Origin of the sequence: Pseudomonas sp. CFII68 (assembly GCF_000416195.1) — a bacterium.
GTDB classification, from domain to species: Bacteria; Pseudomonadota; Gammaproteobacteria; order Pseudomonadales; family Pseudomonadaceae; genus Aquipseudomonas; species Aquipseudomonas kilonensis.
The window spans coordinates 48442-71012 of record NZ_ATLN01000123.1; the positions used below are offsets into that span (position 1 = coordinate 48442).

Genomic DNA, 22571 nt, shown 5'->3' on the forward strand with positions numbered 1-22571 from the left:
ACACTGACAGCCTAAGGAACCGCCCCCCCCTGCAAAACCCGAATTTGCACCAGCCTGCCCGGTGCATTTGCACTGGCTATCATGGTGCCTTCATTCGCCATTCGTTAGCGAACAAACCCCGCTCCCGCGCCCAGACAATCGCCTCGCTGCGGCTATGGACATCCAGTTTCGAATACAGCGTCGCCACGTGATTACGCACAGTGTTAGGCGCCAGCTTCAGGCGCGCGGCGATTTCCTTGTCGGCCAGGCCTTCGCAGATCAGCCCCAGCACGTCGCGCTCCCGGGCCGTCAGCTCGGTGAATGACACGCTGGGCACCTGGGCGTTGATGCTCTTCACGTTAGCCAATTTTTCAATCAGGGTCCGGCTGAACCAGGACGCGTCTTTCATCACCTCTTCGATAGCCGCCACCAGCTCCAGCTCCGAGCGCTTGCGCTCGGTGATGTTCATCAGCACCAGCAGATAGCAGGGCTTGTCCTGGATCAACACCGTATCAGCGGCCACCTCACAGTCGATGAGCTCGCCGCCCTTCTTGTGCACCTTGACGTCGATACTCGAGACCGCGGCGGCCTTTTCCAGCCGGGCGAACAGCGCGGCGCTGGCGTTCTTGTCGAGAAAGCCGATTTCCTCCACGGTTTTACCCAGCAGCTCTTCGCTGGCGTAACCGGTGGTCTGGAGAAACGCTTCGTTGATTTCCAGCAACTGCTGTTCGGCGCTGCACACCAGGGTCGGTACGGGCGACAGGCGGAAAGACTTGGCAAAGCGCTCCTCGCTCTGGCGCAGCGCCGTTTCCGCCTTGCGTCGCGGCTCCATGTCCATGAAGGAAAACAGCATGCAGTCTTCGTCATGCAGGTCCAGGGGCTGGCCGGCGACGATGACCTGCTTGATGGTGCCATCGGGCAATTTCAACTCGGCCTGCATTTGCGGAATGGTCGCGCCCTGCCCCAGGCGTTCGATGGCCAGGTCGCGCCTTTCGGCGGCTTCAAGCACATCAAGCTCGTACACCGAACGCCCGATCACCTGCTCGCGGCTGTAGCCGGTCATCTCCAGGAACCCCGGATTGACCTTGATGTAACGCAGGTCACTGAGGCGACAGATCACCGCCGGCGCCGGGTTGGCCCCGAAGGTTTTTTCGAAACGCTGCTCGGCGCTGGCCCATTCGGTGGCATCGCTGAGGATCAGCACGAGCAGTTCCGGCTCGCCGTTGCGGTCGGCCAGCACCATGCTGCGGATGCGATGGACCCAGGTGCGATCCGGATCAGCCTGGGGCGTGACTTCCACCAGCACATCGCTGAACTCATCACCACGGGCAACCCGGGCGATGGGGTAGTTGTCGTCGGTCAGTGGGTGGTTGTTGCGATAACGCAGATTGAAACGCCGGGCGTATTGCCTCCCCGTGGTGCCCAGCTCACTGAGGTCCTCGACCCCGTGCATCGCCAAGGCCGCCGCGTTGGCCCAGGCAATGGTCTGGTCGACCTCGATCAACATCACCCCGTCGGACAGCCCGGCAATGATCTGCAGCAATTGACGACGGTTGGTATCGGTGGTCGGGACTTGCTGATTCATTGGGTCTCCATGTGGTCAGTAGGTTTCAAGCATGGATGCGTTGAAGGTTACGACCACATGGGTTTGCAATAGTGCATCGGCCCTTCAAGCCGCCATGCGCCCCTCGGCAATCGCCTGGGAGGCCGCCAGCATCGCTCGCAGCAGCACCGCGCAACCGGCGGCGAGGTCGTCAGGGGCGGCGTTTTCGATTTCGTTGTGGCTGATGCCGCCTTCGCAGGGTACGAAAATCATCCCGGCCGGGCCCAGTTCGGCGAGGAAGATCGCGTCATGGCCGGCACCGCTGACGATGTCCAGGTTGGACAGGCCCAGCCCCTGGGCAGCGCCGCGTACGGCGTCGACGCAGCCCTTGTCGAAATACAGCGGCGGGAAGTCGGCCGTGGGTTTCAAATCGAAGGTCAGGCCGTGCTGCCGGCAGGTGTCTTCGATCACCTGCTTGACCTCGGCGATCATCGAATCCAGCCGCGCCGGTTCCAGGTGACGAAAATCCAGGGTCATGCGCACTTCGCCGGGGATGACATTGCGCGATCCCGGATAGGCTTGCAGGCAACCGACCGTGCCGCAGGCATGGGGTTGATGACCGAGGGCGGCACGGTTGACGGCGCCGACGATGATCGAGGCGCCCACCAGGGCGTCCTTGCGCAGGTGCATCGGGGTCGGGCCGGCGTGAGCTTCGACACCTCGCAAGGTCAGGTCGAACCACTTCTGCCCCAGGGCGCCCATCACCACGCCGATGGTCGTGCCCTCGTCTTCGAGGATCGGCCCCTGCTCGATGTGCGCCTCGAAATACGCCCCAACCGGATGCCCACTGACCGGACGCGAGCCAGCATAGCCGATGGCATTGAGCGCCTGGCCCACGCTGATGCCTTCGGCGTCGACCTTGGCGAGGGTTTCTTCGAGGGTGAATTTCTCGGCGAACACGCCGGAGCCCATCATGCACGGAGCGAAACGCGAGCCCTCTTCGTTAGTCCACACCACCACTTCCAGCGGTGCTTCGGTTTCGATGTTCAGGTCATTGAGGGTGCGCAGCACCTCCAGCCCGGAAAGCACGCCAAAGCAGCCGTCGAACTTGCCACCGGTGGGCTGGGTGTCGATGTGGCTGCCGGTCATTACCGGCGGCAGGTTCGGATTGCGCCCCGGGCGACGGGCGAAGATATTGCCCACCGCATCGATGCTGACGGTGCAGCCCGCCGCCTGGGTCCATTGCACGAACAGGTCGCGGGCCTGGCGGTCGAGGTCGGTCAGGGCCAGCCGGCACACACCGCCCTTGACCGTGGCACCGAGCTGGGCCAGGTCCATGAGCGATTGCCACAGGCGATCGCGGTTGATGTGCTGATGGGTGGATTGCAGAACGTCGATGGCTGCGTTCATGGGGATCTCCTTCAGGCAGTTATCTCATTTCGACGCGGTCCAGTGTGGGAGCGGGCTTGCTCGCGAAGGCGGTGTATCAGCCAGCAGTGATGTTGATTGACCCACCGCATTCGCGAGCAAGCCCGCTCCCACAGGAACCGCATTCATCTGTTATTGCAGCGGTGACTTGGCGACAGCCGGGCTGGCTCCCTGCATACTGCACAACCCGTAATAAATCACCCCGCCCAGCGCCGAGCCGGTGAACCAGCCATAGCTGTAGAACCAGCTGAACGCATCGCTGCCCAGGGACAGCAGCGTCAGCACCACCGGCACGCCAAAGGCGATAAAACCGTTCCAGTTCCACGCCGGGTAAACGTCGTCGCGGTACAACCCGGCCAGGTCCAGTTGCTGTTTCTTGATCAGGAAATAGTCCACCACCATGATCCCGGCAATCGGCCCCAACAGGCTCGAATAACCCAGCAGCCAATTGGAATAGACCGACTCCAGGCTAACCTCGGACACGATCAGGCCGAGTTTTTTCAGCAGCTCGTGGGCCATCAGCGCCAGCCCCACCAGCCCGGTGAGCATCACCGCCTTGGTGCGGCCGATCAGCTTGGGTGCCAGGTTCTGGAAGTCGTTGGTGGGCGAGACGATGTTGGCGGCGGTGTTGGTCGAGAGCGTGGCGACAATGATCAGCACCATCGCCAGGGCCACCCAAACAGGGCTCTGGATGTGCCCTATCAAGGTCACCGGGTCGGAGACGGTCACCCCCACCAGCTTTTCCGAGGCCGCGGTCATGACTACGCCGAGGGAGGCGAACAGGAACATGGTCAATGGCAGGCCGATGATCTGCCCCACGACCTGGTCTTTCTGGCTCTTGGCATAACGGCTGAAGTCCGGAATGTTCAACGACAGCGTGGCCCAGAAACCGACCATCGCCGTCAGCCCGGCGAGGAAATAGCTCGTCACCCCGGCGCCTTCGGGCCGCTTGGCCGGGACCGCCATCAGTTCAGTCAACGAAACGTTGGGCAACGCCCACACCAACAGCCCGACGCCCACCAGTACCAGCAGCGGCGCAGACAAGGTTTCCAGCCACTTGATCGACTCGGCACCGCGCAGCACCACCCATAGGTTGATGACCCAGAACACCATGAAGCCGATCACTTCGCCGGTGCCCCCCAGGCTCTTCCAGCCGTCGAACACCGAGCCGAGAAACAGGTGGATCGCCAGCCCGCCGAACATGGTCTGGATGCCGAACCAGCCGCACGCCACCAGCGCGCGGATCAGGCACGGCACGTTGGAGCCGATGACGCCAAAGGACGAGCGCAACAGCACCGGAAACGGAATGCCGTACTTGGTCCCGGCGAAGGCATTCAGGGTCAGGGGGATCAGCACGATGATGTTGGCAAACAGTATCGCCAGCAGCGCCTCGCCCACCGTCAAGCCGAAATAGGCGGTGAGCACGCCGCCGAGGGTGTAGGTCGGCACGCAGATCGCCATGCCCACCCACAAGGCGGTGATGTGCCATTTGTTCCAGGTTCGCTCGTGCACCTTGGTCGGCGCGATGTCGTGGTTATAACGGGGGCTGTCGAGGACGTCGTTGCCGGCTTCAAGCTCGAACAACCCGTCGCGCTCAGTCACTGTTGATCTGGTCATGTCCGCTCCACTGTTTTCATTATTTTTGCTCATCGACTGGCGATGGCCGGAGTACTTGCACGCGTGCTACCGACCACCCCGCCAGACCACGACGGCACTCAATAACCGTGCCGAATAACGCGCCGAGCTGACCAGATGATCGATATAACCTTCTCAAACATTTGATATTTAAAGATTTAAAGCCAATTAATCGCCCTGCTTCACTTCGTACTCATCAACTTGAGGCTAGATGACCTGTACGTCCTGTCGAGTTCGAGATTCAAAGTGGTGCACCCCGAATCAAGACGAGGTGTCTGGACCGCACTTCAAGCGCTTTCAAGCCGCTGATTTACCATGACAAATCTCGCTCAAATAACGATCCTGTCAAGTGCGTCAAAATGGTGAGCACGCTCACCATTTTGGGGATTTTATTATTTAATTCTTTAGTTTCAATGAGTTAACAAGAGTATAAGCTTATAAAAAATTATCTTGCTCATTTCAATAACTCCAGCTAGCGTCTAATCCTGACAGTTGTGACAAGAATGAAAATCTGCACGACGTCGTCACTTAATAACCGTGATCGATAAAACATAAAGAACCGGCAACAGTCGGTCATGCCTGCGAGGAACTCGGAATGTCTCTGTTGATCCGTGGTGCCACCGTTATTACCCATGATGAAAGTTATCGCGCCGATGTGTTGTGTGCCGACGGCGTGATCAAGGCCATTGGTGAAAACCTGGATGTTCCGGCCGGCGTCGAAGTGCTCGATGGCAGCGGCCAATACCTGATGCCCGGCGGCATCGACCCCCATACGCACATGCAGTTGCCGTTCATGGGCACGGTCGCCAGTGAAGACTTCTTCAGCGGCACGGCGGCAGGCCTCGCCGGCGGCACCACCTCGATCATCGACTTCGTGATTCCCAACCCCCAGCAGTCGCTGATGGAAGCCTTTCATCAATGGCGTGGCTGGGCCGAGAAAAGCGCCAGCGACTACGGTTTTCACGTGGCGATCACCTGGTGGAGCGAGCAGGTCCGCGAGGAAATGGCCGAGCTGGTCAGCCATCACGGCGTGAACAGCTTCAAGCACTTCATGGCCTACAAGAACGCAATCATGGCCGCCGACGACACCTTGGTGGCGAGCTTCGAGCGCTGCCTGGAACTGGGCGCGGTGCCCACCGTGCACGCCGAGAACGGCGAACTGGTCTATCACCTGCAACGCAAACTGCTGGCCCAGGGCATCACCGGGCCCGAAGCCCATCCGTTGTCGCGTCCCTCGCAAGTGGAAGGCGAAGCCGCGAGCCGCGCCATCCGCATCGCCGAAACCCTGGGTACACCGCTGTACCTGGTGCACGTATCCACCAAGGAAGCACTGGATGAAATCACCTACGCCCGCAGCAAGGGCCAACCGGTCTACGGTGAAGTACTCGCCGGGCACCTGTTGCTGGACGACAGCGTCTATCGCGACCCGGACTGGCAGACCGCCGCCGGCTACGTGATGAGCCCGCCGTTCCGCCCGCGCGGGCATCAGGAAGCACTCTGGCACGGCTTGCAATCCGGCAACCTGCACACCACCGCCACCGACCACTGCTGCTTCTGCGCCGAACAGAAAGCCGCCGGCCGTGACGACTTCAGCAAGATCCCCAACGGCACCGCCGGCATCGAAGACCGCATGGCGGTGCTCTGGGAAGAAGGGGTCAACAGCGGCAAATTGTCGATGCAGGACTTCGTCGCCCTCACCTCCACCAACACCGCGAAGATCTTCAACCTCTACCCACGCAAGGGAGCGATCCGCGTCGGCGCCGATGCCGACCTGGTGCTTTGGGACCCGCAAGGCAGCCGCACGATTTCCGCCAAGACCCACCATCAGCAAGTGGACTTCAACATCTTCGAAGGCAAGACCGTGCGCGGCGTGCCCAGCCACACCATCAGCCAGGGTCGGCTGGTCTGGGCCGATGGCGACCTGCGCGCCGAACGCAGCGCGGGGCGTTATATCGAACGGCCGGCGTATCCGGCGGTGTTCGATTTGTTGAGCAAGCGGGCGGAGTTGAATAAACCCACTGCCGTGAAACGCTGACCCCAGGATCGTTCCCACGCTCAGCGTGGGAATGCCTCTGGGGACGCTCCGCGTTCCGCTTTGGGACGCAGAGCGTCCCGGGCTGCATTCCCACGCGGAGCGTGGGAACGATCAGGTCGACCGAATAACACTGCCCACCAGAGGCAGCACCTCAAACACCGTGAGGCCCACTCCATGATCCAGCCCTTGAGTCACCTCCCCCATTCCCAGGAAGACCCGGCCACCCTCGCCGCCCGCTTCAGCGACCTGGCACCGCCACTCAACGCGCGCCAGGCCCACCTGGAAGCGTCCCGGTGCCTGTACTGCTACGACGCGCCGTGTGTGAACGCCTGTCCAAGCGAAATCGACATTCCCTCGTTCATCCGCAACATCCATCAGGACAACGTCCAAGGCGCGGCGCAGAAGATTCTTTCGGCCAACATCCTCGGCGGCAGTTGCGCTCGGGTCTGCCCCACCGAGGTCCTGTGCCAGCAAGCCTGCGTGCGCAACAACGCCCATGAATGCGCGCCCGTGCTGATCGGCTCGCTGCAACGCTACGCAGTGGACAACGCCCACTTCAGCGAACACCCCTTCCAGCGTGCCGCCGCCACCGGCAAGCGCATCGCCGTGGTCGGGGCTGGGCCGGCGGGCTTGTCGTGTGCGCATCGCAGCGCAATGCATGGCCATGAGGTGGTGATGTTCGAAGCCCGGGAGAAAGCCGGTGGCCTCAACGAATACGGGATCGCCAAGTACAAACTGGTGGACGACTACGCCCAACGTGAGCTGGACTTCCTGCTGGAAATTGGCGGCATCGAAATCCGCCACGGTCAGAAACTCGGCGAGAACCTGAGCCTGAGCGACCTGCATCAACAGTTCGACGCAGTGTTTCTCGGCCTCGGTTTGGCCGCCAGCAAACAACTGGGCCTGAGTGACGAACAAGCGCCAGGGCTGCTGGCCGCCACCGAATACATCCGCGAATTGCGCCAGGCCGACGACCTCAGCCAGTTGCCCCTGGCCGAGCGTTGCATCGTCCTCGGCGCTGGCAACACCGCCATCGACATGGCCGTGCAAATGGCTCGCCTCGGCGCCCGGGACGTCAACCTGGTCTACCGTCGCGGCCTTGAAGACATGGGCGCCACCTTGCACGAGCAAGACATCGCCAAGGCCAATCAGGTACGCCTGCTGACCTGGGCCCAACCGCAGCAGGTGTTGCTCGATGACGCCGGGCAGGTGCGCGGCATGCGCTTCTCTCGCACGCATCTGGAGAACGGCCGGCTGGTCATCGGCACCGACACCTTCGACCTGCCCGCCGACGCCATTTTCAAAGCCATCGGACAAGCCTTCGACGACAACGCGCTGGTGGATCCGCTGGCCCGGGAACTCAAGCGCCAGGACGGGCGGATCTTGGTGGACGAACACCTGCGCACCAGCATTCCCGGTGTCTACGCCGGCGGCGACTGCACCAGCCTGGACCAGGACCTCACCGTGCAGGCCGTGCAACACGGCAAGCTCGCCGCCGAGGCGATCAACGCTCAACTGATGCTCAATGTGGAGGCTGCGTAAATGGCCGATCTGTCGATTGTCTTCGCCGGCATCAAAGCGCCCAACCCGTTCTGGCTGGCCTCCGCGCCGCCCACCGACAAAGCCTACAACGTCGTGCGTGCCTTCGAGGCCGGCTGGGGTGGCGTGGTCTGGAAAACCCTCGGTGAGGACCCAGCAGCCGTGAACGTGTCCTCGCGCTATTCGGCCCACTACGGTGCCAATCGCGAGGTCTTGGGCATCAACAACATCGAGCTGATCACCGACCGTTCCCTGGAGATCAACCTGCGGGAAATCACCCAGGTGAAGAAGGACTGGCCGGACCGGGCGTTGATCGTGTCGCTGATGGTGCCCTGCGTTGAGGAGTCCTGGAAGAGCATCCTGCCCCTGGTGGAAGCCACTGGCGCCGACGGCATCGAGCTGAACTTCGGTTGCCCCCACGGCATGCCGGAACGGGGCATGGGCGCGGCGGTCGGCCAGGTGCCGGAGTACGTCGAGCAAGTGACCCGCTGGTGCAAGACCTATTGTTCGCTGCCGGTGATCGTCAAGCTCACGCCGAACATCACCGACATCCGCGTCGCCGCCCGCGCGGCCCATCGCGGCGGTGCGGATGCGGTGTCGTTGATCAACACCATCAACTCCATCACCAGCGTCGACCTGGACCGCATGGTCGCCCTGCCCAGCGTCGGCAGCCAGAGCACCCATGGCGGTTACTGTGGCTCGGCGGTTAAACCCATCGCATTGAACATGGTCGCCGAAATCGCCCGCGACCCGCAGACCCAAGGCCTGCCGATCTGCGGCATCGGCGGCATCGGCAGTTGGCGCGACGCCGCCGAATTCATCGCCCTGGGCAGCGGCGCGGTGCAGGTCTGCACGGCGGCGATGCTGCATGGTTTTCGCATCGTCGAAGAGATGAAGGACGGCCTGTCGCGCTGGATGGACGATCACGGACATGCCAACCTCCAGGCGTTTTCCGGTCGCGCGGTGGGCAACACCACTGACTGGAAGTACCTGGACATCAACTACCAGGTCATCGCCAAGATCGATCAGCAGGCCTGCATCGGTTGCGGTCGCTGCCACATCGCCTGCGAAGACACCTCACACCAGGCCATCGCCAGCCTCAAGCAGGCGGATGGCACCCATGTGTATGAGGTGATCGATGACGAATGCGTGGGCTGCAACCTGTGCCAGATCACCTGCCCGGTGCAGGACTGCATCGAGATGGTGACGGTGGACACCGGCAAGCCGTTTCTGGATTGGAATCATGATCCGAGGAATCCCTACCATGTAACGGCTTGAGGGCTGCGGTGTCTGGACTGGCGCCATCGCGAGCAGGCTCGCTCCCACATTGGATTTGTGGCGAACACAAATTTTGTGTTCACAACCGATCCCCTGTGGGAGCGAGCCTGCTCGCGATGAGGCAATCCGCTTCACCACAAACCTCAAGGCGCCCCCCTCGGACTAACAGTTCTGCTAGTAGACACCCCCCGAAAAATACCCGAGCCTGACCCAGCCAAGCCCATCAACAAGAGCCAAGCCCATGTCGACGTCAGCGATGAAGATACTGTGCCGCTACCAATACGACCCCCTGGACCGCCTGACAGGCTTGAAGCCTGCGGAGCACCTGGACACACAGCGCTTCTACCAGAACGACGAGTTGGTCAACGAGATCGAAGGCCAGGTGGAACTCACCCTCCTTCGCCACGAAACCCAGCCCCTGGCGCAACGTATTACCAACGCCAATGTCACCGAGACGACGCTGCTGGCAACGGACCAGCAGCGCTCGGTTTTGCAGACGCTGGCTGGCACTGATACCCAGCCGATGGCTTATACCGCCTATGGGCATCGGTCTACGGAAAGTGGTTTGAGTAGTTTGCTCGGGTTCAATGGTGAACGTCCGGATCCGTTTACCGGGCATTACTTACTGGGACAGGGTAATCGGGCTTTTAATCCGGTGTTGATGCGGTTTAATAGCCCGGATGAGTTGAGTCCTTTTGGGGATGGGGGGATTAATGCGTATGCGTATTGCGGGGGGGGATCCGGTTAATCGGTATGATCCGAGTGGGAATATTCCTCTCCGACTTTGGGACATCCCAATGAAAAATAAAATATTTAGGCCATGGGAACAACCAAAGGCGCTGAATCTCTCATCTAAAGCTATTTCCCGAGCCAAACATCAGACAGCAACTGGCCAGGCAATAGCTTCACTACTCCGACCTAGCGTAAGTACATCAGCCCCCACCGTACCCGCCACTCCCAAGCCAATACCCTTCGAGAGAGCCTCCAGCAACATAAAAGTTAGGAGCACAAAAGCAGAAGCTCAAGCACAAACAACACGCAGGGAGAAGGCACGCGCCTACGACGCTCACGTACAAAAAAATCCAAACTTTAAAATAAAAGAAAACAGCACGTTGCGGGCAAACTTTGAAACAGCCAGTTCGCATTATAGTAGTTTTAAACAAGAAAAAGATCATCTAATAGCTGAACTTGGAACTAATGAATACTACAAGCAGTATCGCGACGCATTATCGAGATACCAAAACACTCGAATCACCCTCAAGATCAGCAATCTCTCTATACTTGAAGAAACAATAAAACAAACTCGCAGACAATAGCACGAATAACAACTCACCATTACTTCATACACTAGCGCGCCTACCAATCCTGGCGCGCAAGTTATGGCTCCAACCCAATCCCCCGCAATATCACACTGGTCACCGTCTGCACCGCCCGTTCGAACTGCATGTCCGACAGCGGCTGGTGGTCGTTGAGGATATTGATCTGGTGGTCGAAGTCGGCGTAGTGCTGGGTCGAGGCCCAGATCATGTAGAGCAGGCTTGAAGGCTCCACCGGGAGGATGCGTTTGTCCTCCACCCACTGGCGGATTTTCGCTTCTTTCATCTTGGCCCAGTCATAGAGGCTGGCGTCCAGCGCCTGGCCCAGCGTCGGGGCGCCGTGGATGATTTCGTTGGCCCAGACCTTGGAGCCGTAGGGCCGGCTGCGGGAGTGGTTCATCTTGGCGCGGATGTAGCTGCTGAGCACCACCCGCGGGTCGTCGAACATTTCGAAGCACAAGGCGTCCTGTTTCCAGACCTCCAGCAGGTCGAACAGCACGGCGCTGTACAGCTCGCTCTTGGTGCTGAAGTAGTAATGCAGGTTGGAACGAGGCAATTGCACTTCGGCGGCGATGTCGGCCATGGCGGTGCTGCCGAAGCCTTTCTCGGCAAAGACCTTCTCGGCGGCCAACAGGATTTTCTCGACGTTACTGCGACGAATCTCGATCTTGTGATTGCCCATGAGGGCTCCCTGGCAACAGCGTTGAGCAAGACTAGCATTCACCCACTCTTGAAAACACCGCAGATCCCTGTGGGAAGGCTTTTGTGGCGAGGGAGCTTGCTCCCGCTCGGCTGCGCAGCAGTCGCAAAACCGGTGCCTGCGGTGTGCCTGGCGAAATAAGGTGCCTGGTTTGGGGCCGCTTCGCAGCCCAGCGGGGATAAATCCCCTCGCCACAGAGGTAAATTCCTACGAGATTTTCGGACCGATTTTTGCCGCTACCACTGGAGTGCATGGCTTTCTGTGGGAGCAAAGCTTGCTCGCGATGCAGACACCTCGGTTCCCCGGAAGACCGCGTCGTCTTCATCGCGGGCAAACCTTGCTCCCACAGGAACAGGGCTCCCACAGGAGGCTTGCGGCGAGTATTTTCAGATTTTTCTAGCGACAGCCGCGAAAAAAAGCCCTGATATCCTCCGCCAACAACTCAGGCAGCCTTGCGTTCAGCAGGCGGTGCCGAAGCTCCTTGAGGGCGCTGTCGGGGATGTCGATGGCGAAAGGCTCGATGAGCCTGCGTGTTTTCGTCCTGATTACCCAACATCTGAAAATGATAGGACATGGGTCGCAAAATCATCTTCTACCGGCCGAAATCCGCAGCGAAGGTAAAAGGCTGCGCCTTCCGGTGTATCCGTGGACAAACGCACCACACTGAAGTTTTGCGCTGCATACCCAAGAAGCCGCTGCACTAACGCTTTCCCCACATGTTGACCCCTTGCTGCACGCCAGACGTATACCCTACGCAGCCTGCCGATATCCGCCCCGGCATAGGGATCATTTGACAGGCCACCAATGGCAACCAGCTGCCCATTGCTGAAAGCTCCAAAAAGACCCTCCCCGGGTTGATCGAACCGATTGGAACCGTCTTTCCAATCAGCAATCAGGCGCGTGAGAAACCTGAAACCTTCCGTTATTGCCTGCGCTTCTAGCCGCAGAATTTCCGGGGGAAGTGCTGAGATCTGACGTATCGCGAGTTCATCCGTTGGTGTAATCATTGGAGATCCATCTGACTGAACAAATCGAGCATCAAAAACCGGCATCGATTCTAGATGTCGCGGCGGCTGCATCTTGCTGGATCTGAGAAAACAACCAATCAACAAAAACCTGCGTCTCAGCCACCGCATCCCTGGACACCCCGTAGTAATAGCGGGCTAACGGCAGGCGCAACGACGGCAGTGGACAGGTCAGGCGCCCGTTGGACAAATCCTTGCCCAGCAGCGAAACCGGACACAACGCTACGCCCAGCCCATCGACGGCGGCCTGCAGCACGAGGTGCATGTGATCGAATTGCAGGGTCGGCAGGTTGTTCAATGGCTCGATCCCTGCGTGTTCCGCCCAGTCTTGCCAATCGCTGCTGCGCGTCCTGCCCGACAATAAGGTGTGTCGGGCCAGATCGTGGATGTTTTCCAATGGCACGCTGTGCAGCAACGACGGTGCGGCGACCAGCAGCAGGTCGTCTTCCAGCAGCATCGTGGGCTGTACATGGGGCGACCAGCCGGCGTGCCCGCGACGGATGACCACGTCGAACGTTTCCCGTGATGGATCGGGAGGCCGGGTGCTGGTGACGACGTCGGGCTTGATGTCTGGATGGCGCGCCATGAAGTCCGGCAGCCGAGGGATCAACCAACGCACCGCGAAGGAGGGGCGCACGTTGATGGTCACTTTGCGCTGGGCCGCATTGCGCGTCAGTGCGCTGGCGGCGTTGGCGATCTGGGTCAGGGCCTCGCTGACCTGCTCGTAGAAAACCCGACCGGCCGGGGTGAGCAAGGACTGGCGGGTTCGACGTTCGAACAGCAGCACGCCCAAGCGCTCTTCGAGCAACTTTACGTGGCGGCTGACGGCGCTGTGGCTGACGTGCAGTTCTTCGGCGGCGCGGCTGAAACTCTGGTGGCGAGCGGCAGCGGCGAAGGCGCGGACGGCGTTCAACGGGGGGAGGTTGGCGATCATGTGTCTAATTTAGTCACATAGGCGCTGCAATTAAAGCGTTTGTCAGCGTCCCGGTGCCACGCCACCCTGAAGGCCACAGTAATTCGCCTTCAATGTGGAGTGATGCATGGCCGGTTACGGACTTTTTCTGATCCTGGCGACCCTGACGGTGCTCAGCCCGGGCCCCGGTGTGGTGCTGACGATTTCCAATGCCTTGCGCCATGGCTGGCGCGGCGCACTGCCGGGCATCTTCGGGATCGCGTCGGGCGCGTTTATCGTGGCGGGTATCTGCGCCAGCAGCTTGGGGTTGATCCTGGCCGCCTCGGCAACGGCCTTCACGCTTTTGAAATACATCGGGGCGCTGTACTTGTTGTACCTGGGCATCAAGATGTGGCGCACCCAACGCTTCGTGCCCGAACTCACGGTCACGTCCACGCGCCCGTGGCGGCGATTCGGCGAGGCGCTGTCGATCCAGTTGCTCAACCCCAAGGCCGGGTTTTTCTTCCTCGCCGTGTTCCCCCAATTCATCAAGCCGGCGGGTGACTACTACAGCCAGTTCTTCTTGCTGGTGTCGTCCTATAGCGTGCTTGTGGTGCTGGTGCATTGCGGTTATGCGCTGACGGCCAATGGCGCCAGGGGCTGGCTCTCCTCAAGCCAGGGCGCCAGGATTGTCGGTAAGTTGTCGGGTATCACCTTCCTGGGTTTCGGCGTGCTGATGGCGTCTGCCAGCAAGTGACGAGTACAGGTCAGCGCCGCCCCGTCCGCGTACTCACGTCCACCCACACCGCCAGCACCAGAATGCTGCCTTTGACGATCATCTGCCAATAACTGTCGACGTCGAGCATGGACATGCCGTTGTCCAGGCTAGTGATGACCAGCGCGCCGAGGAGGGCGCCGTAGACCGTGCCGGAGCCGCCGCGCATGGAGGTGCCGCCGATGAAGCAGGCGGCGATGGCGTCGAGTTCGCCCATGTTGCCGGCCGAGGGTGAGCCAGCGGCCAGGCGTGCGGTGTTGACCACGCCGGCGAGGGCGCACATCACGCCCATGATGCCGAAGATCCACAGCTTCACGGCCTGTACGTTGATGCCGGACAGGCGCGTGGCTTCCATGTTGCTGCCCACCGAATAGACACGTCGGCCGAACACGGTCTGGCTGGTGACGTAGCTGAATACGCCCAGCAGGATCAGCAGGAGCAGCACCGGCACCGGGATGCCGTCGTAACTGTTGAGGGTATAGACGAACCCGGCCAGCACTGCGCCGATCACCACCACGCGCAAAACGTCGCGCACCAGGGAGTGGGCCGCGAGGCCATGGAGGGCACGGTTGCGCCGCTGTTTCCAGGTCAGGAACAGGGTCAGGGCGAACAGCAGGATGCCGAGCCCGGTCCCGACCGTGTGCGGCAAGTAACCCTGGCCCACGTAGACCAGTTCCGGTGACACCGGGGCAATGGTGGTGCCGCCGGTGACTCCCAGCAGGACGCCGCGAAACGCGAGCATGCCACCCAGCCCGACGATGAACGATGGGATGCGCAGGTAGGCGGTCATGTAGCCGTTGCCCAAGCCGATCACCAAGCCGCACAGGGCCACCAGGCTCAGGTTCGCCAGCAGCGGGATGTGATAGACCACATCGAGAATCGCCGCCAGGCCACCCAATAGCCCAAGCAACGAACCCACCGACAAATCGATTTCGCCACTGATGATCACCAGCACCATGCCGCAGGCAAGGATCCCGGTGATGGACATTTGCCGCAGCAGGTTGGAGAGGTTGCGCGGGGTCAAGAATCCGCCGTCGGTCTGCCAACTGAAGAACAGCCAGATCAGCGCCACGGCGATCACCAGCGCGAGCATTTTGTAGCGGGAAAACAGCTGTTTGACCTGATTCATCTACGCGGACTTCCGATCATTATTGTTATGGCCATCGGGATGGCTGAGCGCGGCGGCGAGCACCTGTTCCTGGGTCAGTTCGTGGTTGATGAAGTCGCCGCGCAACTGGCCTTCGCCGATCACCAGGACACGGTCGGAAACCCCCAGCACCTCGGCCAACTCCGAGGATACCATGATGATCGACACGCCTTCGGCCGCCAGCGCACCCATCAACTTGTAGATCTCGTACTTGGCGCCGACGTCCACGCCGCGGGTGGGTTCATCGAGAATCAGCACGCGGGGTTTGGTCAGGAGCATTTTCGCCAACACGGCTTTTTGCTGGTTGCCACCGGAGAGGCTGGTGATCGGCAGGAACGGGCTCGCGGTCTTGAGGTGCATGCGCGCGATTTCCTTGTCGATGCTGCCCAGTTCGGCTTCGGCGTCGATGCGGGTCAGTTTCGAATAATTGTCCAGCACCGCCAGGGTGATGTTCTGGCCCACGCCCAGGTCCGGAATGATGCCTTGGCGCTTGCGGTCTTCGGGGACCATGCACAGGCCGGCACGGATCGACTTGAGTGGTGTGCGCGTGTCGATTTTTTGGCCGCCCAGCCAGACTTCACCTTCGTAGCGGCCGGGGTAGGCGCCGAACAGCGCTGACACCAGTTCCGTGCGGCCGGCGCCGACCAGCCCGGCGATGCCGAGGATTTCCCCACGCTTGAGAACGAATGAAATATCGTCGACCCGTTTGCGCCTGGGGTTGTCGACGTCGTAGCAGGTGACGTGGCGCGCCTCGAAAATCACCTCGCCGATGTCGTGGGGTTCGGTGGGGTAGAGGTTGCTCATTTCCCGTCCGACCATCTGGGTGATGATCTTCGGGATGCTCATGTCCGCCATGGCGGTGGTAGCGATGTGTTTGCCATCGCGGATCACCGAGATGGTGTCACACACGGCGGCCACTTCATCGAGCTTGTGGGAGATGTACACGCAAGCGACGCCCTTGGCCTTGAGGTCGCGGATGATGTCCAGCAGCACCTCGATTTCCGAACGAGTCAGGGCCGAGGAGGGCTCATCGAGGATCAACAGCCGCGCCTGCTTGTTCAGCGCCTTGGCGATTTCCACCAGTTGCTGGTAGCCACCGCCGTACTGCGAAACCGGCAGCGAGACGTTCATGTCCGGCACTTTGAGTTCACGCATCAGGGCTTCGGCGCGGTGGATCATCGCCGGGTAGTTCATGCGCCCGCCGGGCAGCGTGAGTTCGTGGCCCATGAAGATGTTTTCAGCCACCGACAGGTCGGGGACCAGGGTCAGCTCCTGGTGAATGATGACGATCCCGGCGGCTTCGGTTTCGCTGATGGACTGCGCCTTGAGCGGCTGGCCGTCCCAAAGAATCTCACCCTCCCAGGTGCCGTAGGGATAGACCGCCGACAGCACCTTCATCAGCGTGGATTTGCCGGCGCCGTTCTCACCGCACAGGCCGACACACTCACCCGGCCTGACCTTGATGTCGATGCCGTTCAGGGCTTTGACACCACCAAAGGTTTTGACGATGCCGTTCATTTGCAGCAGGTAGTCGGACATGGCAAGGACTCATGAAAAAGGGCTCACACATCAGCAGTGGGGCAGGTGTGACCTTGTGGGAGCGGGCTTGCTCGCGAAGGCGGTATGTCAGGCACCATCAATGTTGACTGGTGCACCGCTTTCGCGAGCAAGCCCGCTCCCACAGGTAGGGTGGTGTGACTTAAATCAGGCTTTTGCCGGCTCCAACGCCATCTCTACCACTTCCGGCCGCTTGAGCAGCGCATACGCCACCCCCGTCAGCAGGCTCCCCGCCACGATCGCCAGCAGGTACAACAATGCATGGTTGATGGCGTTGGGGATCAGCATCACGAACAGGCCGCCGTGGGGGGCCATGAGCTTGCAGCCGAAGTACATCGACAGCGCACCAGTCAGCGCGCCGCCGGCAATGCTGGCCGGGATCACCCGCAGCGGATCCTTGGCCGCGAACGGGATCGCGCCTTCGGAGATGAAGCACAGCCCCAGCACCAGCGCGGCTTTACCGGCCTCGCGCTCGGTCTGGGCGAATTTGCGCCGGGCGATGAAGGTGGCGATGCCCAGGCCAATCGGCGGCACCATGCCGGCGGCCATGGCCGCGGCCATCGGTGCATAACTCTGGGAAGCCAGCAGCCCCACCGAAAACGCGTAGGCCGCCTTGTTGATCGGCCCACCGAGGTCGACGCACATCATCGCCCCCAACAACACGCCCAGCAGAATCGCATTGGTGGTGCCCATGCTGTCGAGGAAGTGGGTCAGGGCGTCGAGCATGCCCGCCACCGGTTTACCGACGATGTAGATCATCACCAGGCCGGTGAACAGGCTCGCCAGCAGCGGAATGATCAGGATCGGCTTGAGCGCTTCCAGGCTCTGGGGCAAACGCGCATAGCGATTGATCGCCTTGGCCGTGTAACCGGCCAGGAAACCGGCGATGATCCCGCCAATGAAGCCGGCGCCAAGGGTGCTCGCCAGCAACCCGCCGATCATGCCTGGCGCCAGGCCTGGCCGGTCGGCGATGGAATAGGCGATGTAGCCGGCCAGCAACGGCACCATCAATTTGAACGCGGTTTCGCCGCCGATCTGCATCAGCGCGGCAGCCAGGGTTCCAGGTTCCTTGAAGGCCTCGATGCCGAATACGAACGACAAGGCGATCATCAAACCACCGGCCACCACCATCGGCAACATGAACGATACGCCCGTCAGCAGGTGCTTATAGGCACCGCTTTTTTCCGCTTTCGCCGGCCCCGAGACGGCGCCACTCGCCGCGCTTTCCTGGCGCCCTTCGGCCAAGGCTTTTTTCAGCGTGGCTTCGGCCTGTTTCAAGGCAATGCCGGTGCCACAACGATAAATTTTCTTGCCGGCAAAACGTTCGGTGGCGACTTCGATATCAGTCGCCAGCAGTACCACATCGGCCTCGGCGATTGCCTCGGGGCTCAACGGATTGCGCGCGCCCACCGAGCCTTGGGTTTCGATCTTCAGGTCGTAACCCAAGCGCGCCGCCGCCTGCTGCAAGGCTTCGGCGGCCATGAAGGTATGGGCAACGCCCGTTGGGCATGCGGTGATGGCAACCAGGCGCGGCGCACGCTCGGTCGACACCGCGGGGGCCTCCTCCACGACATCCGAGGCGAGAAAAACCTCGGCCTCTTCGGCGCCACGACGCAGCACCGCATCAACGTCCTGGAGAGCCAGGGCCGGTGTGCTGCGGAACACCCGCTTGCCAACAAACCGCGACAGGTCCACCGGGCCGCTGGCGACCAGCAACACCCACTCGGCCGCTTCGAGGGTCGCGGCCGACAACTGGCGCTCCGGATGGGCCGCGTCATGGACTTCGACACTGGTGCTCCAACCCTGGCGCTGCGCCGCAGCGTCCAGCAGGCGAGCGCACAACACACTGGTGACCATGCCGTTCGGGCAGGCCGTCACAATGGCTAGTTTCATTCTTGCTAACCCTCTTATTGTTCTGTCAGGGGGCGCACGCGCACGCCCTGTTCAAGCGACGCCAGCAACGCGGTGTCGTGGATGCCAAAACCGATCTGCGTGACCGCCATGGCAGCGATGGCCGTGGCGGTGCGCAACGTCTGTTCCGGGGTGTCGGCGCTGAGCAGGCCGTGCAGCATGCCCGCCAGCAGCGAATCCCCGGCGCCCACGGTGCTGGCGACGCTGACCTTGGGTGGCGAGGCATGCAGCGCCGTACCGACACTGAACCAGTTCACGCCATCGGCACCGTGGGAAATCACCACATGCTCGACGCCCTGGGCGTGCAGGCGCTGCGCCGCTTGCGCCTGGGCCAATTCGCTCACCACCTCGCAACCCAGCGCGTCGGCCAGCTCCTCGGTGTTCGGCTTGATCAACCAAGGCCCCGCCGCCAGGGCGACACGCAAGGCTTCGCCACTGGTGTCGAGGGCCACGTTCAGGCCGAGTGTTTTCAAACGCGTGATCAAGGCCTGCAACCACTGCGGGCTGACACCCCGGGGCAAGCTGCCCGCCACCACAACCACGTCGTGACCGGGGGCGATTTGCTCAAGGCGCGCCAGCAAGGCGTGCTGTGCGGCTTCATCAACCACCGGGCCCGGGCCGTTGAGGTCAGTGATGCGTCCGTCCTGCTCAGCCAGTTTGATATTGCTGCGAGTTTCGCCGGGAACACGGATAAAAGCATCGACAAAACCACGCTGGGCAAACAGCGTCTCGAACACCTGGGCATTGTCTTCGCCCAGAAAACCACTGACCGTCAGCGTATGGCCGAGATCGGCCAACACCTGGGCCACGTTCACGCCCTTGCCGGCGGCGTGGGCGTGCATGCCGTCGCTGCGGTTGACCTGGCCCGGCTCCAGGCGCGCCAACTCCACCGTGAGGTCGAGCGCCGGGTTGAGGGTCAGGGTAAGAATCTTCGCCATTACAGCGCCTCCACTAATGCGCGCACATCATCGGCGCTGCCCACGGCCAAGGCCTCTTGGGCCAGGGTTTGTACTTGCGCCAGGCTCAATTCGCGGACCCGCGCCTTGACCTCGGCAATGCTGCGGGCCGAGACACTCAGTTCGTCCACGCCCAGGCCCACCAGCACCGGCACCGCCAGTGGGTCGGCCGCCAGTTCGCCACACACACCGACCCATTTGCCATGGGCATGGGCGGCGCGCACGGTGATGTCGATCAGTTGCAGCACGGCCGGGTGCAAGCCATCGGCCTGGGCCGACAGGGTCGGATGACCACGGTCGATCGCCAGGGTGTATTGCGTCAGGTCGTTGGTGCCGACGCTGAAGAAGTCGACTTCCTTGGCGAGCACCGGCGCCAGCAATGCGGCGGACGGCACTTCGATCATGATCCCCAGTTGCAGGTCTGCCACGGGGATTTCCCGGCGCAGGCGCTCGGTCATGTCCCGGGCCTGGCGCCACTCATCGACGCTGCCCACCATCGGGAACATGATCCGCAGCGGACGGCTGTCCGCCGAACGCAACAAGGCCCGCAGTTGCGCTTCCATGACCTGCGGACGCTGCAAGGTCAGGCGGATGCCACGCACGCCGAGGAACGGGTTTTCTTCTTTCGCGATCGGCCAGTACGGCAGCGGCTTGTCACCGCCAACATCCAGCGTACGCACCACCAGCGGTCGACCGGCCAGGCCGTCGAGCACCTTGCGGTATTCGGCTTCCTGGGTCGCTTCATCCGGCGCCTGGGTGTGGGCCATGAAAATCAGTTCGGTGCGCAACAGGCCAATGCCTTCGGCGCCCTGCTCCACCGCGCTGGCGACGCCGGCGCTTTCGCCAATGTTGGCAAACACTTCCACGGCATGACCGTCACGGGTCACCGCCGGTTCGTGACGCTGCTCGGCGGCCACCTTGAGGCGCTGCTCGCGGGTGTCGCGCTCTTCAGCAGCCCGTTGCAAGGTGGCAACGTCAGGGTCCACGTGCAGGCGACCGCGCTGGCCATCCAGCAGCAAGGACGTGCCCGGCGCCAGCAACAATACCGCCGCACCGGCGCCCACCAGCGCCGGAATGCCCAGGGCCCGGGCGACAATGGCGCTGTGGGCGGTGGCGCCGCCACGGGCGGTGAGAATCCCCGCCACCCGCGTCGGGTCCAGGCGGGCCACGTCGGACGGGCCGACTTCGTCCATCACCAGGATGTAGGGTTGATCAGGTTCGTTCGGGGTTTCGACGCCGCACAGTTGCGCCAGCACCCGACGGCCGACGTCTCGCAGATCGGCGGCCCGTTCGGCCAGCAAGGCGTCCTGCAAGGCTTCCTGTTCTTTCGCGGCGGCTTCAACCACCCCCATCCACGCCGCTTGCGCACTCTCGCCCAGCTTCAAGCGAGTGTCGACTTCGTCGCTCAGCTCCGGGTCGTCGAGCATTTCCTGGTGGGTGATGAATATCTCGCGGATGGCCTTGGCCTTGGCGCGTTCAATCAGGCCTTGGATATCGCGGCGCACCTGGTTCAAGGCGTTTTGCAGGCGTTCGCGCTCGATGGCCGCCGATTCACCGCGCAACGGGTAGTCGATGGCCTGCAATACCTGGATGTGGGCCGGGCCGATGGCGATGCCCGGGGCGGCGGCGACGGCCTGGATCAGGCTGCCAGATTCGGGCGCCAACACGACAGTCGCCACTTCGGCCATCACGGTTTCCCGCGGCGCACTCGGCGGCGGCAGCGGTTCGACTTCTTCGCCAAGGCCTTCTTCGATGGCCGCCAACAGTGCCGGCAACGCATCGGCGGCAATGCTCGGTTCGGCGATGAACTCCAGGACCTGGCCGCGACGGGCGCCCAGGCTCAACAGCTTGCTCAGGCTCTTGGCCGACACGGCACTGTCCTGGCCGTCGACGATGCGCACGCGGATCTCGCCTTCGAAACTCTTCGCCAACTGAGCGAGGATTTTCGCCGGGCGTGCATGCAGGCCATGGGCATTGGCCAGGCCGATGCGCGCGCTGGGCCAATCGGCGGGCAATTCGCCGCCGAGCACTTCCAGTACTTTGCGGCTGCTGGTGGCGCGACCCAGTTCGTGGCCGCGGCCTTCGATCAGCAAGGCACAGAGCCTTTCCAGCAGGGCCTGGTGAGCCTCGCCGAGACTGGCGAGGCAGAACAGACCGCTCAACGGTTGACCCAGGTAGCGGATGGGCTTGTCCGGCGTGACGAACGCCAGGCCCGGACGCTTGACGGTCTGTTCGCTGTGCAGCCACCACAAGCCATCGCCCAGGGGCAGCGCATCGACTTGTTGCAACACCCCGGCAAAGCCGTTGCTCACGCAATCGGCCTGGCGCAGCAAGCGGGCGCCGCGCCATACCAGCTCTTCGAAATCGTCAGCCGACACACCGAGGCCGATCATCTGGGCATCCAGGGCCAGTTCCTGCGGCGCGCCTTGCAGCAGCTTCAGCAACGCTTCGGCGGAACTGGCACGGCGCAGGGCCTGGCCCAGGTCCGTCTCGCCGAGGGCGCGGGTCAGCAGTTGCAGCAGGCGCAGGTGTTCGTCGGACTTGGCCGCGATGCCGATCGCCAGGTAGACGATCTGACCATCGCCCCAGTCCACGCCCTCGGGGAATTGCAGCAGGCGCACACCGGTCGAATGAACCAGGTCGCGGGTCTGCGGGGTGCCGTGGGGGATGGCAATACCTTGGCCAAGAAAGGTCGAGCCCTGGGCTTCGCGAGCCTGCAAGCCGGCGAGGTAACCCTCAGCCACCAAGCCATCGGCCACCAGTTTGTCGGCGAGCAGTTGCAGTGCAGCGTCTTTATCCACAGCCGTCTGAGCCATGGATATCTGCTCTAGAGTGAGCTCGAGCATGCTTTCTCC

At 61.9% G+C, this 22571-nt stretch carries 17 protein-coding genes; 6 read left to right on the top strand and 11 right to left on the bottom strand.

Translation table 11 applies throughout. The features are described 5' to 3' along the window. Positions 1-79: 79 nt before the first annotated feature. The 3 genes from CFII68_RS03725 to CFII68_RS03715 all read right to left on the bottom strand — a co-directional run bounded on the left by CFII68_RS03725 (position 80) and on the right by CFII68_RS03715 (position 4567). Positions 80-1564 carry a helix-turn-helix transcriptional regulator gene (locus CFII68_RS03725; RefSeq protein ID WP_018612801.1) on the bottom strand — a complete coding sequence of 495 codons (1485 nt, stop codon included), beginning with the start codon at positions 1562-1564 and terminating at the stop codon, positions 80-82. Between the two features lie 84 nt (positions 1565-1648). Next, positions 1649-2932, bottom strand: a complete 1284-nt coding sequence (locus CFII68_RS03720) for a Zn-dependent hydrolase (RefSeq protein WP_018612803.1) — start codon at positions 2930-2932, stop codon at positions 1649-1651. Positions 2933-3082: 150 nt separating this feature from the next. Next, positions 3083-4567 carry an NCS1 family nucleobase:cation symporter-1 gene (locus CFII68_RS03715; RefSeq protein ID WP_033062888.1) on the bottom strand — a complete coding sequence of 495 codons (1485 nt, stop codon included), beginning with the start codon at positions 4565-4567 and terminating at the stop codon, positions 3083-3085. A 613-nt stretch (positions 4568-5180) separates the two neighbouring features. Between CFII68_RS03715 and hydA the strand changes: the two genes are divergently transcribed. The 5 genes from hydA (at position 5181) to CFII68_RS28025 (ending at position 10753) form a co-directional block, all read left to right on the top strand. Continuing rightward, positions 5181-6620 carry a dihydropyrimidinase gene (gene hydA / locus CFII68_RS03710; RefSeq protein WP_018612807.1) on the top strand — a complete coding sequence of 480 codons (1440 nt, stop codon included), beginning with the start codon at positions 5181-5183 and terminating at the stop codon, positions 6618-6620. A 174-nt stretch (positions 6621-6794) separates the two neighbouring features. Beyond that, on the top strand, positions 6795-8162 hold the full coding sequence (locus CFII68_RS03705) for an NAD(P)-dependent oxidoreductase (protein WP_018612808.1): 1368 nt from the start codon (positions 6795-6797) through the stop codon (positions 8160-8162). Then, entirely contained in the window at positions 8163-9437 is a 1275-nt protein-coding gene (preA, locus tag CFII68_RS03700; protein ID WP_018612810.1) for an NAD-dependent dihydropyrimidine dehydrogenase subunit PreA, read from the top strand. It abuts the gene before it with no gap. 241 nt (positions 9438-9678) lie between these two features. Continuing rightward, positions 9679-10185: an RHS repeat-associated core domain-containing protein gene (locus CFII68_RS28020; protein WP_018612811.1), complete on the top strand. Its 507-nt coding sequence runs from the start codon at positions 9679-9681 to the stop codon at positions 10183-10185. Beyond that, the gene (locus CFII68_RS28025) at positions 10151-10753 is read left to right on the top strand and encodes a hypothetical protein (RefSeq protein WP_256211752.1); all 603 of its coding nucleotides are present in this window, start codon (positions 10151-10153) and stop codon (positions 10751-10753) included. The genes CFII68_RS28020 and CFII68_RS28025 overlap by 35 nt, the downstream gene beginning before the upstream one ends. Positions 10754-10814: 61 nt before the next feature. Here the strand turns inward: CFII68_RS28025 and CFII68_RS03690 are convergent, their stop codons facing one another. The 3 genes from CFII68_RS03690 to gcvA form a co-directional block, all read right to left on the bottom strand. Continuing rightward, a complete protein-coding gene (locus tag CFII68_RS03690; RefSeq protein ID WP_003202912.1) occupies positions 10815-11435 on the bottom strand; it encodes a TetR/AcrR family transcriptional regulator in 621 nt (206 codons plus the stop codon). Between the two features lie 563 nt (positions 11436-11998). Beyond that, positions 11999-12460 (bottom strand): GNAT family N-acetyltransferase, encoded by a 462-nt coding sequence (locus tag CFII68_RS03685; protein ID WP_018612814.1) that lies wholly within the window; start codon positions 12458-12460, stop codon positions 11999-12001. 31 nt (positions 12461-12491) lie between these two features. Then, positions 12492-13412: a transcriptional regulator GcvA gene (gcvA, locus tag CFII68_RS03680; RefSeq protein WP_018612816.1), complete on the bottom strand. Its 921-nt coding sequence runs from the start codon at positions 13410-13412 to the stop codon at positions 12492-12494. Between the two features lie 106 nt (positions 13413-13518). Between gcvA and CFII68_RS03675 the strand changes: the two genes are divergently transcribed. Then, on the top strand, positions 13519-14127 hold the full coding sequence (locus tag CFII68_RS03675; RefSeq protein WP_018612818.1) for a LysE family translocator: 609 nt from the start codon (positions 13519-13521) through the stop codon (positions 14125-14127). A 10-nt stretch (positions 14128-14137) separates the two neighbouring features. Here the strand turns inward: CFII68_RS03675 and CFII68_RS03670 are convergent, their stop codons facing one another. The 5 genes from CFII68_RS03670 to ptsP form a co-directional block, all read right to left on the bottom strand. Continuing rightward, positions 14138-15274 (bottom strand): sugar ABC transporter permease, encoded by a 1137-nt coding sequence (locus CFII68_RS03670; RefSeq protein ID WP_018612820.1) that lies wholly within the window; start codon positions 15272-15274, stop codon positions 14138-14140. After that, a complete protein-coding gene (gene xylG / locus CFII68_RS03665; RefSeq protein ID WP_018612822.1) occupies positions 15275-16831 on the bottom strand; it encodes a D-xylose ABC transporter ATP-binding protein in 1557 nt (518 codons plus the stop codon). A 165-nt stretch (positions 16832-16996) separates the two neighbouring features. Next, positions 16997-18742 carry a PTS fructose-like transporter subunit IIB gene (locus CFII68_RS03660; protein ID WP_018612823.1) on the bottom strand — a complete coding sequence of 582 codons (1746 nt, stop codon included), beginning with the start codon at positions 18740-18742 and terminating at the stop codon, positions 16997-16999. 14 nt (positions 18743-18756) lie between these two features. Next, on the bottom strand, positions 18757-19698 hold the full coding sequence (gene pfkB / locus CFII68_RS03655; RefSeq protein WP_018612826.1) for a 1-phosphofructokinase: 942 nt from the start codon (positions 19696-19698) through the stop codon (positions 18757-18759). Further along, entirely contained in the window at positions 19698-22562 is a 2865-nt protein-coding gene (gene ptsP / locus CFII68_RS03650) for a phosphoenolpyruvate--protein phosphotransferase (protein WP_033062889.1), read from the bottom strand. The genes pfkB and ptsP overlap by 1 nt, the downstream gene beginning before the upstream one ends. Between the last annotated feature and the right edge of the window lie 9 nt (positions 22563-22571).

Bases quoted from the DNA above. Each gene is read 5' to 3' on its own strand.
- CFII68_RS03725 (WP_018612801.1), bottom strand. From the start codon at position 1,564: ATGAATCAGCAAGTCCCGACCACCGATACCAACCGTCGTCAATTGCTG.
- CFII68_RS03720 (WP_018612803.1), bottom strand. From the start codon at position 2,932: ATGAACGCAGCCATCGACGTTCTGCAATCCACCCATCAGCACATCAAC.
- CFII68_RS03715 (WP_033062888.1), bottom strand. From the start codon at position 4,567: ATGACCAGATCAACAGTGACTGAGCGCGACGGGTTGTTCGAGCTTGAA.
- hydA (WP_018612807.1), top strand. From the start codon at position 5,181: ATGTCTCTGTTGATCCGTGGTGCCACCGTTATTACCCATGATGAAAGT.
- CFII68_RS03705 (WP_018612808.1), top strand. From the start codon at position 6,795: ATGATCCAGCCCTTGAGTCACCTCCCCCATTCCCAGGAAGACCCGGCC.
- preA (WP_018612810.1), top strand. From the start codon at position 8,163: ATGGCCGATCTGTCGATTGTCTTCGCCGGCATCAAAGCGCCCAACCCG.
- CFII68_RS28020 (WP_018612811.1), top strand. From the start codon at position 9,679: ATGTCGACGTCAGCGATGAAGATACTGTGCCGCTACCAATACGACCCC.
- CFII68_RS28025 (WP_256211752.1), top strand. From the start codon at position 10,151: ATGCGTATGCGTATTGCGGGGGGGGATCCGGTTAATCGGTATGATCCG.
- CFII68_RS03690 (WP_003202912.1), bottom strand. From the start codon at position 11,435: ATGGGCAATCACAAGATCGAGATTCGTCGCAGTAACGTCGAGAAAATC.
- CFII68_RS03685 (WP_018612814.1), bottom strand. From the start codon at position 12,460: ATGATTACACCAACGGATGAACTCGCGATACGTCAGATCTCAGCACTT.
- gcvA (WP_018612816.1), bottom strand. From the start codon at position 13,412: ATGATCGCCAACCTCCCCCCGTTGAACGCCGTCCGCGCCTTCGCCGCT.
- CFII68_RS03675 (WP_018612818.1), top strand. From the start codon at position 13,519: ATGGCCGGTTACGGACTTTTTCTGATCCTGGCGACCCTGACGGTGCTC.
- CFII68_RS03670 (WP_018612820.1), bottom strand. From the start codon at position 15,274: ATGAATCAGGTCAAACAGCTGTTTTCCCGCTACAAAATGCTCGCGCTG.
- xylG (WP_018612822.1), bottom strand. From the start codon at position 16,831: ATGTCCGACTACCTGCTGCAAATGAACGGCATCGTCAAAACCTTTGGT.
- CFII68_RS03660 (WP_018612823.1), bottom strand. From the start codon at position 18,742: ATGAAACTAGCCATTGTGACGGCCTGCCCGAACGGCATGGTCACCAGT.
- pfkB (WP_018612826.1), bottom strand. From the start codon at position 19,698: ATGGCGAAGATTCTTACCCTGACCCTCAACCCGGCGCTCGACCTCACG.
- ptsP (WP_033062889.1), bottom strand. From the start codon at position 22,562: ATGCTCGAGCTCACTCTAGAGCAGATATCCATGGCTCAGACGGCTGTG.